Below are 11,503 nucleotides of genomic sequence, written 5' to 3' on the forward strand. Positions count from 1 at the left end.
CTGGATGGCATTGATACCCGTAGCCATTGGCTTGGCCGGCAGCATGATGCAGGCCCAGGGCCAGAAGCAAAACGCACAGTTCCAGTCTGGAATGATGGAGCAGAACGCCGCGTTCAAGCGACAAACCGCCGACGAAACGATCAACGCCGGCAACACCTCGGCGGATTGGCAGCGCGTGCGCACCGGGCAGGCAGTCGGCACCCAGCGCAGCGTGCAGGCCGCTAACGGGATCGACGTGAACAGCGGCAGTTCGGCCCAGTTGCAGGACGACACCGCCATGCTCGGAGAGCTGGACGCGCTGACGATCCAGAACAACGCCGCCCGCGAAGCATACGGCTACCGCGTGCAGGCCAAGCAAGACTTGCTCAATGCCAACCAGACCGTGCAGAACGGTAAGACCGCCGCCATGGGTTCAATCCTCGGCGGCATCGGTGGTGCATTCGGTTCGTTCGCGGGGGCTCGCTAATGCCACGGGTACCGACATACGACACGGCGCAGGTTCAGCAGCAGCCAACCCGGCCCATTCAATTGCAGGGCGTTGCGCCTGATACCACCTCGATTGCCCAGGGCTTGCAGAGCTTTCAGCGTGGCGCGGAAATCCTGGCCAACAAGTCCAGGGAGCAGGCCGATACCGCCTCGATCATGGATGCTGATCGCAAGCTGACCGAGTGGCAGCAGAACACCATGTTCAACCCGGAAGGCGGCGTGTACACGCGTAAGGGCGGGGCTGCGCTCGATATCACCAACCAGACGCTGGGCCAGTTCGAAGAAGCCCAGGCCAAGATCGCCGAGACCTTGACCAGCGAGCAGCAGAAAGCGCGCTATGCGCAGATTGTCGCCAGCCGCCGCAACTCGCTATCCAACGAACTGAACAAGTACGAGTTCGCCCAAAGGGAACAGCATTACGACGACACGGCCGAAGGGCAGCGCCGGAGTGCCATCCAGGGCGCCGCCCTGTACGCCAACGACCCGCAACAACTCGCCTACTACCAAGCCAAGATGAATGTAGTTGAAGGGTCTGAGGCGCAGCGCAAGGGCCTTGCGCCCGAGCTTGCCGAACAGAAACGCCTGGAGGCGAACACCCGGCTTAATGCGGCAGTGATTGAACAACTGGCTGCGCGTGACCCGATGAAGGCAAAGCAGTACTTCATGGATAACGCTGTCAGCATGACCGCCGACGCGCAGCTCAAGGCGGCCTCAATGCTCAAGCCGCTTATTGATCGCCAGGTTGGCGTCAGCGTGGGCAGCCAGGCCGTGCAGGATGTCAGCAGCCAGGACAACCGGGTGTTCGCCTCAATCCTGCAGGCTGAAAGCGGCGGCAAGCAATTTGACCGCAACGGCCAACCGATGACGTCGAGCCGTGGCGCCATTGGTACCGCTCAGATCATGCCCAGCACCGGGCCAGAAGCGGCAAAGCTTGCCGGCGTTGAATGGGATGAAAACCGCTTTCGCAATGATCCGGACTACAACCGTCAGCTCGGCCAGGCCTATTTCCAGAATCTAACCAACGATTTCAAGTCGCCGGCGCTGGCCGTGGCTGCCTACAACGCTGGCCCAGGCATGGTTAACGACTGGATCAACGGCACCAACACCACCGGCAAGAACGCAAGCAAGCTCAAGCTGGGCGACCCGCGTACAGGCGAAATCAGCCAGGCCGAGTTCCTGGACAAGATCCCGTTCAAGGAAACCCGCGAATACACCGAAAAGGTGCTGGGCAAGGCATTGCAGACCCAGGAACCCAGCTTTGGCCAGGTGGCCCAAGCCATTGATGCGCGTGACGATCTGACCGCCGATCAGAAGTCTATTGCGCTTAAAGCCGCAAAGCAGCGCATCGACTGGCAAGCCGAGCAGCGCAAGCAACAGGATGCGCAGAACCTGGAATCCGCATGGGATGTGGTTTTGCAGGGTAATAGCTGGGACACGATTCCGGCCAACACTTGGGCCGCGCTGCCCGCCGAGGGCCGCAAGCAGATCATGGATTACAAGCCAGGCCGCCCAACAGACCAAGAGGTCTATTACCGGGCTCGCGACGAGATTGTCAGCGGCAACGAGCTGAATCTGCTGGGGATGCGCGCCAAGCTTTCCGACTCCGACTTTCAGGAGCTGACGAAGCTGCAGCAGGACCGGCGCGAGAAGGGCGCCGAGGTCACATCGTCCATTGGCAGCAATGACGATATTTTCAAGGAAGCCCTGCGCAATGCCGGTATTGATCCCAATGCAAAGGCCGGGAAGTCCGACGCAAAGTCGGTGGCCGCTGCCCGCCGGTACGTCGACACGCAGATCCGCGCCCTGGAGCAGGACCAAGGCAAGAAGGCCACCCCCGACCAGGTGCAAAAGGTCGTAGACCGGGCATTCATCCAGGGTGATGTGCCTGGCTCCGGCTTCATGGGGATGTTCTCGTCCAAGAAGCGAGCCTTCGAACGTGAGCCCGGCGATCAGGTGATTGTTCGGGACATCAAGCAAATTCCAGCAGATGAACACCAGCAGATCGTCGAAGCGCTCAAGCGCCATGGTCGCGTGCCGAATGACGCCGACATTCTGAAACTGTTCAATGAGGCCAATCAATGAATCGCTACGACGAAATTCTCACCAGCACCGGTGAGCAGGCCGCCGCCGAACCCAACAAATACGACGCAGTGATTCAGCGCCAGCGTGACCTGCCGAACCCGCGCAACACCTTGAGCTATGTCGCTGACACCAACCCCGACGAGCAGGCGAACATCCAGCGCCTGGCCGAACTGACCGGGCTGGCGCCGGAAATGGTCTCGCGCAACCGGCCGGAGATTGAGCGCAAGGCGAAGCTCGACGCCGTGGACTACGACGCGCTATTGAGCCGTGCGCCGGTCACCAACCAGTTTTTGACTGACCCGAATAACGCAGGCGTGGCCCATGACGATATCGACGGTCTGTCGAACGTTGAGGGGGCTTTCGACAGCTTCGTGAAAGAGTCGGGTCAGCAGCACTCCACCGGCACCTTGGATGCGCTTTCCCGTGGCGTCGGCCAGCTTGGATTGATCGGTGAGGCCGGGGCCAACCTGCTTGACCGGTCGCTTTCCTCGGTCGGCGGCTTCTTCGTCAACATGCTGGCCCCGCAAAGCGCCCTCGATCGCAACGGTACGGATGAGCCGAACTACACCGGGCGAACCGAAAACAACGTCGTCAGCGCTGTTGAGGGCTACATGGCCATGCCTCGGGACCAGCGCATTGCCTTCGCTGGCCAGGTGTTTGATCAGGCGCGCTCTGGCGGTGCTGGCTTTGGTAGTGCGGCGGCGGACACCGGTATGTATGCACTGCGCAACCCTGGGCTGATCGGTAGCGCGCTGACTGAGGCATTGCCAAGCCTGGTGGCCGGCGGTGGGCTGGGTGGGCTTGCGGCTCAACCGGCGAAGAACTTTGCTGTCAGCCGTTTGGCCAGCACCTTCGCCCAGCGTGCCGCAGAGAAGGCGATTGTGGTGGGTGGCGTGAACTTCGGCGCCGGCGTTGCTGGTGGTGCTGGTGAAAACCTGGCCGAAGGCTTCAAGAAAACCGGCGATATCGACCAGTCCTACGCCTACAGCCTCAAGCGCACGTTGGCCGAAGCCTCTGTAAACGCCCTGGGCGGGATGCTACCCATCCCATTTGCTGGGCGCGGCATTGGCGGGAAACTGGGCAATGTCGCCGCCGAAGGTGCGGCACAGGCCGCAGGTGGTGCTGGTGGTGCAGCAGCAGGCGCCGCCGCCGTGGGCGAAGAGGCGAGCGGGGGAGAGATGTTCCTGAATGCCGCCCTGGGCCTGGCGACCGCGCCGGTTGACGTGGCGATTGCCGGCGCCAGCTCTGGCCGGCGGTACTGGCAGATCGAACAAGACCTGGCCGCAGTACAGCGCCTGGGCGATATGGCGAAAAGCTCCAAGATGTTCCAGCGTTCGCCACAGCGCGCCGAGGCATTGATTGCGCGATTGAAGGAACAGGCCGGTGGAAACGTTGAAAACATCTTGGTTCCGGCTGAACAGTTCCAACGTTACTTTCAGGAAAACAACCTTGACCCTGAGCAGTTCGCCACGGCGGCCACGGGCAACGCTGGCGCCCTTGGTGAGGCCTTGACGCTGGGCGGTGACATCTCGATCCCGCTGGAAAAATGGGCATCTGTTATCGCGAAGGATGGTCACCACCGGGGGCTGGAGCAGGACATGCGCGCCACCCCTGACGCAATGACCCTGCGCGAGCTGGCCGAATTCCAGCAGCGTGTGCCGGAAGAGTTGGACCGCCTGCGCGACCGCGTTGAACAGGACACCGTTGCAGCCTCAGACCGTCGAGTATTCGAGGACGTGCGCGGGCAGTTGCTGGGCATTGGCCGAGAAGCACAGACCGCCGACCGCGAGGCCTCGCTGTATCAATCGGCGTTCCGGTCCCTGGGCGAGCGTTCCGGCATTGATCCCTACGACCTGTTCAATCAGTACCAGCTTCGCGTTGGCCGGGACATTCCCGAAGTGCTGCGTAGTCCGGCAAGCGCTGATCAGTTGGATTTGATGCTTGACCGGCTGCGAACTGGTGACATACCGGATGACGCCACAGTCAACGGCCCGTCGCTGATCGACTTTATCCGCGAGCGCGGCGGGATCAACGACGAAGGCGGCGAGCTGGCGGCCCGTGACGCCGACGTGGGGCGCCGTGGTGCTAACCGGATAGCCAGGAAGGGCGGTCGCAGTCTCGACGATATGGCGACTCAGGCCGCAGAGGCCGGCTACTTCGGCAATGTCGCAACTGCCACCCCCGACATGCTGCTGGCATCGCTCGACAAGGAATTGCGTGGCCAGCGCCAGTCAGCGCCAGGTAACGTCAATCAGGAACAGTTCAACACCCGGGCAACCCTGGACGACCTGCAGCGCGCTATTGATCAATCTGGCCTAGACCTGAACGCACTGGATAACGCGGCCGTGCGCAAGGCATTGCTGGGTGATGACGCCGTTCGGTTTGATCAGGCCGAAGACGGTGCCCGTGGGTTTATCCAGTTCGGCGCCGACCGCAAGTTCAATATCAAGCTGACCGACAAGGCCAACCTGTCCACGTTCCTGCATGAAACCGGGCACTTTTACCTGGAAGTGATGGGTGATCTGGCAGCACGCGCCGACGTGCCGGACCAGGTAAAGCAGGATTACCAGACGGTCCTTGATTGGTTCGGTGTGAAAGATCGCTCAGGCGTTAAGGTCGATCAGCACGAACAGTTTGCCCGTGGGTTTGAGGCATATCTGCGCGAAGGCAAGGCGCCCAGTGCTGCATTGCAGTCGGCCTTTTCCCGGTTCAAGGCTTGGTTGACCCAAATCTACCGGGATGCGAGCCGCCTTAACGTTCAGCTTAATGACGACGTGCGCCGGGTGTTCGACCGCCTGTTGGCCACCGATGACGAAATCGCCGTAGCCCAGGCACCGTACCGCAGCCTGTTCACTGACGCACAGACGGCCGGCATGTCACCCGCTGAGTTCGACGCGTACCGCGCCACCGCCGACAAGGCTGGCCAGGCCGCCGAGGAACGACTTACCGCCGAAGCGCTGCATGAGCTGACTCGCGAGCAGCAGAAGTGGTGGAAGGAAGCCCGTGGCGTTATGCAGGAAGCGGTGACCAAGGAAGTCGATGCTCAACCCGTTTACCGCGTACAGGATCTGTTGCGCAAAGGTCTGCAGACAGATGGCACCGCGGGCGAGCCGGTCAAGCTATCCCGTGGCCCGCTGGTGGAGCGTTATGGCAAGCCGGTTGTGTCCCGCCTGCGCGGCATGACCAGCGATGATGGGATTCATCCCGATATCGTGGCCGAGCAGTTCGGATACACCTCTGGCGATGAAATGGTTCAGGCCCTGGTGGGCGCCCGTGGGCGCAAAGAACTGATCCAGGCTGAAACCGACGCCAGGATGCGTGCCGAGTATGGCGACATGCTCAACGACGGCTCACTGGCTGACCGCGCTATTGATGCGGTGCACAACGATGACCGGGCCCAGGTTGTGCGGGAAGAGCTGCGCGCCATTGACCGCCTGCGCCGCCAGGTGGAGAAAGTCCAACGGGCACAGGATGGCAACTCCCGCGCCTTGCGCGAAGACGCCTACAGCGCCATTCCATCCCTGAAAGATATACGCGCCGTGTCCAAGCAGGTGATCGCTGACAAGGTGGTGCGCGATATCCAGCCACACCTGTACTTGAACGCCGAACGCAAAGCCAACCGTGATGCCTTCAACTTCGCCACCAACAACCGCTGGCAGGAAGCCGCCGAGGCCAAGCAGCGCGAGCTGTTGAACCACTATCTGTACCGGGAAGCGACTGCCGCCCGCAAGGAAGAGGAAAAGATTTACACCTTCATGCGCCGCTTCGAAAAGCCTTCGACGCGTGAACGCATCGGCAAGGCCGGCGCCAGCTACCTGGAGCAGATCGAGGGCCTGCTTGATCAGTACGAATTCCGCAAGGTCAGCGGCCCGCAGGTAGAGCGCCGTCGTAGCCTGGCTCAGTTCGTCAGCGAGCAAGAAGCCGCCGGCAACGTCGTGACCGTTCCACAGCACTTGATCGAACAGAGCGCCCGCGTCAACTACCGGGACCTGACCTTTGAAGAGCTCAACGGCGTGCGCGATGCCGTGGTGAACATCGAACACCTGGCCAAGCTGAAAAACAAACTGCTGAACAGCAAGTATAAGCGCGATTATGAGCAGGCCCGTAGCGACCTGATCCGCTCCCTCAATGACAACGTGCCTGTCGATGCGCGAAAGGTCGCAACCTCCGAAAGTAGCGAGACCACCGCCGACAAGGCTTTTGGGGCCCTGGCCGGTCTCGATGCTTCGCTGACCCGCATGGAAAACGTGATCAATCGCCTGGATGGTAAGAACACCAGCGGCCCCTGGCATGAACTGGTGTGGAACCCATTGGCCGAAGCCCAGGCCAACGAGCGCACACTGTTCAAAAATGGCATTCGCTCCATTGTTGAGCGCTTCGCGGGCATGGATTCCAAGCGCCTGGCCGACCGCTTCTATATTGCCAGTGCCGGGAAGTCGTTCAACCGCCGCGAAATCCTGATGCACGCGCTGAACACTGGTAACGAGTCGAACCGCACCAAACTGCTCAAGGGCAACAAGCTGAATGACGCGGCGCTGGCTGACATGCTGGGTCGCCTGGACAAACAGGATTGGGACCTGGTGCAGTCGGTGTGGGATTCCTTTGACAATCTCTGGCCTGACATCGCAGCCATGTACAAGCGCCTTTCAGGCGTGGCGCCGCCGCGTATCGAGCCCAAGCCAGTCAGCACCGCGTTTGGTGAGTACCGTGGCGGTTACTTCCCCATCATGTACGACCGCAAGCGGGCAGGTGCGCCGCCGGCAGCGGTGGGCGGCGAGCTGTTCAACGAGGGTTTCGAGGGCGCACTGCCGTCCAACGGGTTCACCAACCAGCGAAACGACAACGCCAGCGGCCCGCTGCTGCTCGACTTGAGCGCCATCCCCCAGCGCCTGGCCCAGCACGTCCACGACCTGACGCACCGCGAGGCATTGCAGGACGCTCACCGCCTGACCAAAGACCCGCAGATAAGGGCGGTGCTGATCGACAAGCTGGGGCCGCGTGGCGCTGATTCGTTCTTGCCCTGGTTGAAGGCGATAGCCAATGACCGCAACCCGCCAGAGACCGGTAACTTCAACCGGTTCCTCGACGCGGCCAGAACGAATACGTCCATAGTGGGCCTGGGCCTTTCCAGCACCACGCTGCTGGCCCAGGTAGGCGGCTTGATTCCGGGGCTGCTGTACGTGAAGCCCCAGCTTCTTGCAAAAAGCCTGCTTGATGGCATCCGGTCACCTGTCGAAACGTACCGGATGATCACCGACGCATCCCCGGCAATGCGCCTGCGCTGGGATACCGAGGACGGCCGACTGGCTTCTAGCATGGCCGACCTGATCGGCAAGAACGCCTTTTTCCGCAAGCGTGACGACCTGGTGCGGTTCTCGTTCAACCTGCTGGGATACCTGGACCGTGGGATTTCCGGAGCGATCTGGATGGCCAGCTACCGCGAAGGGCTGGCGGCTGGCAAGGATGCAGCGGCGGCGGCGCTCGATGGAGACAAGGCTGTGCGCCTTTCGCAGGGTGGTACCGGGGCAATGGATATCGCGGCTATCCAGCGCAAGGACCAGGGCGCCGCCATGCGCTTGCTGACGATGTTCTACACGCCGTTCAGCGCCTACTACAACCAGAACCGAGACCTGGCCTTTGAGGCCAAGCAGGGTTCGCGCACGGTGGCCAGCGCCGCCGCTGCCATGCTGGCCGTGGCGTTCTTCCAGGGTGTGGTGGGTGATCTGCTCACCGGCAAAGGCCCCGACGAAGACGAAAACACCGCCGCCTGGATGGCAAAAAGCACACTCGGGTTTGGCGTGTCCGGTTTCCCCGTGATTCGCGACACCCTCGGGGCCGCGCTCAGTGGTCACGCGGGCTCCCTATCTCCAGCCTGGCAGGCGATCAACGCCGGCCGCCAGGCTGCCGGGGCTGTTACCGGTCTGGCAACAGGTGACAAGGAAGCGGGGGCCGCTGCTAAGTCGATTGTGACCGCTGGCGGTTACCTGCTGGGCGTACCTACCAAGCCACTCACCCGCCAGGGCTCATACCTCTACAACGTCGCCGTGGGCGAAGAAACGCCAGAAGACGCGGCCGAGTTCATCAAGGCCCTGTTGCACGGCGCCCCGAAAAAATAACAACGCGATACCCCACCGAATCCCGCCATTGAGCGGGATTTTTTTTGCCCTCAGGAAAGGAGTCACAACCGTGACCGTAAGCACAGTCGAGAGCGTTGCCGAGTTTGATACCAACGGGGTTACTACCAATTTCCCTTTCTACTTCAAGTTTCTCGCGAACGAAGATTTGGTCGTAACGTACGTTGACCCCAATGGTGTCAGCGCCGTTTTGACCTTCGGAACCGATTACACAGTAAACGGCGCGGGCAAGGACGAGGGGAGCATTGCCACCACCAGAACCTTGCCGGGGCCGGGGCAACTGGCGGTTTCCAGGGAAATGCAGGCATACCAGCCCACCAGCCTGCGCAATCAGGGGAAGTTCCTGGCGGAAACGCATGAGGATGTGTTTGACCGGTTGACCATGCTGATTCAGCAGACCGACACAATCTTCAAGCGGGCGCTGACCCGGCCTTTCGGGCGTGACTATTTCTATGCGGAAAACCGCCGCATCAAGAGCCTTCTAGATCCTGTTGACGCTCAGGACGCCGCAACCCGTTCTTGGGTAATTGCCGAGGTTGGGCGGGCGCTGGGGGAGGGCGGCGGCCCAGGCAACACTGCTCAAGGCGTGTCCTATGTCACGGGCGACGGGCAACTGACAAACCTGCAGAACGGCACAATCCGCCAGTTCAGCTCTGTGAAAAGCATCTTCGGCAAGACTGGCGCGAACGGCGGCGAGCAGGCGATTCTCAGCTCGTACCACGCTGGCACCTATATCGGTGGTGGGCATCTGGTGTGGGCGCCGACCGTTCTGAAATCCAAGCACGACGGGTTCCGGGTATTCAGTCCGACTGTGCCCACGGCATCCCTGTCACCGGCGCAAGCCTCGATCATCAGCTACATGAACCGGGCCGGGGAGATTGATGCGTCCGGGTCTGGCTGCTGGCTGCGATTCTTTGATGGTGCTGTTCAAATGGAGTTTGGCGGTGTTAGTGCCGGGTTTGACTGCGGGCTTGTTGCGCAAAAAATAATGGATAGCTGTCTGCTTGAAGGGCTTTCGATTAAGTGCACAGTGCCGCTTACCACGAGCACAACGATCAGGATGCCGACCTACCGCACCACGCCTGCTGTGCAACTCGACTTCAACCGGGAAAACCTGCATATCCAGCACCTTATTTGTACTATGACTTCTGGCGTAGCGGTTTCGGCAGAAGGATCTTGCACGAACTTCTCGGCGGGCTGGATACAGGGCCCCGGATACGCGGGAGTGCCGCTGGCTGGGCTGAAAATCGGTGGTATGGGCGGGGCCCAATTCAGCATTGAGCGGATTGGCGGCTTTCAGAATGGTATCGAGTTCAATCAGTCGTATTCAAATGCCGTGAGCCTTGGATGGGTTGACGACTGCATCCGCGGCATCGCGATCATCAACAGCAACGCGAATAGGATTTTGAGTGGCCACATAGGAGGTAGGTACTCTACTGGCGTGGCGCCTATTGGCCCAATAGATCCGACGACTTGCGAGATCGGAATCAGCATCGACGCGAATAGTGCACACAACATCATTAACGCGACAGTCGAGTATTGCCGCCGTTCGAATTCCTCGATCGGCATCCAAGACAATGGCAGCTCTACCCGGTTTGAGGGGTATATCGAGACCTGCCGCGCATATAACATCTATGCTAGCGGCAAGAACGGAACGTTCACCGTTCTCGCGGGCGGCACAACCATTCGCTCAGATACAGCTAGCTATTTCGCCGGCGATACTAACCATATACACCTTGCGTCACAGATTGATTATTACAATCAGGTTCCTGACGGAGCAAATAGCAGCCTCACGTTCCAGACACCACAAGGCATGGAAACATCAGGAACAGGTAGGATCACTGGGCCGAATGGATTTGAGACGATTACAAGGAATCTTCAGCCTCCTATCAATCGAATTGTGAACAGCTGTGACTTAACAGCTGGCACCTGGTTTACCGCGGCAACTGGTGCGGCCAGTTGGTCCGGAGTTGCGTCAGTGTCAACAACCTCGATGCTGGACGCGGGCTATCTCTCGTCTACGAAAATGGTTTTCCCTGCGCTCCCAGGTGATGACGCCATCTACGTTAAGTCCATTGCACCTATTGGAATGCTTTCCGGTCTAGTCAGCTTTGGATGCTTCGTGCTGTGTGAGTCTGGCGACGTGGAGATCATGATCCGCGCCGTCAAAAGTGACGGAACAATTCATCACATGCAGCTTTACAGGGCGCGGGCAGGCACAAACTTCCAACGGGTATGCGCAGAACTCACAAATTCAACCGGTAGCGACTTCTCAACTACCTATCAGATTTCGTTTAGAAGTGCGGAGGGAGGCATTATCTATGTGACCAACTGCTTTTTCTTGAACAGAGTCGGCGTGAAGTTCCCGCCCGTGAACAGTGGCGGCGCCATCCGCCAGTCCTTGCCCGGCGAGGACGTTCATGGCCGCGCATTTCAAAACGGTGTTGTGATCAATGGCGACGTGACAGAGGGCTACTCCCCAGATATCACTGGTCCAGTCACCCATGACAGCACAACAAACGATTATGCAACCTGGATGCTTAGCGCGGGCACCTACAACGTCACAATCGGCACTGGCCGCGACGGGCAGATTCTCCACTACAAGCGTGATGGATCAGCAGCAACGGTCAACTTGATTTTGTCGGGAACGACAATTGACGGCTCGGCCGCAGCGATCCCAATGAATACGCCCTGGATTTCCAGGAGGCTCAAATACCACCTGTCCAAGGGTTGGATGACAGTTTAGGGGGAAGAACAAAAAGCCCCTTCACGGGGCTTTTTCGTATTTCAGTTTGATTTTT

At 60.1% G+C, this 11,503-nt stretch carries 4 protein-coding genes; all 4 read left to right on the forward strand.

The features are described 5' to 3' along the window. Window positions 1-4 precede the first annotated feature (4 nt). Window positions 5-466 (forward strand): hypothetical protein, encoded by a 462-nt coding sequence (locus JFT63_RS25300; protein WP_143192531.1) that lies wholly within the window; start codon window positions 5-7, stop codon window positions 464-466. Further along, window positions 466-2,568, forward strand: coding sequence for a transglycosylase SLT domain-containing protein (locus JFT63_RS25305; RefSeq protein ID WP_198845000.1), 2,103 nt, complete (start codon window positions 466-468; stop codon window positions 2,566-2,568). The genes JFT63_RS25300 and JFT63_RS25305 overlap by 1 nt, the downstream gene beginning before the upstream one ends. Continuing rightward, a complete protein-coding gene (locus tag JFT63_RS25310; RefSeq protein ID WP_198845001.1) occupies window positions 2,565-8,684 on the forward strand; it encodes a hypothetical protein in 6,120 nt (2,039 codons plus the stop codon). Before JFT63_RS25305 ends, JFT63_RS25310 begins: the two co-directional genes overlap by 4 nt. Before the next feature lie 70 nt (window positions 8,685-8,754). Next, window positions 8,755-11,448, forward strand: a complete 2,694-nt coding sequence (locus JFT63_RS25315) for a phage tail fiber domain-containing protein (RefSeq protein WP_198845002.1) — start codon at window positions 8,755-8,757, stop codon at window positions 11,446-11,448. Window positions 11,449-11,503 lie beyond the last annotated feature (55 nt).

It is taken from the genome of Pseudomonas sp. MF7453 (assembly GCF_016405455.1).
GTDB classification, from domain to species: domain Bacteria; phylum Pseudomonadota; class Gammaproteobacteria; order Pseudomonadales; family Pseudomonadaceae; genus Aquipseudomonas; species Aquipseudomonas paralactis.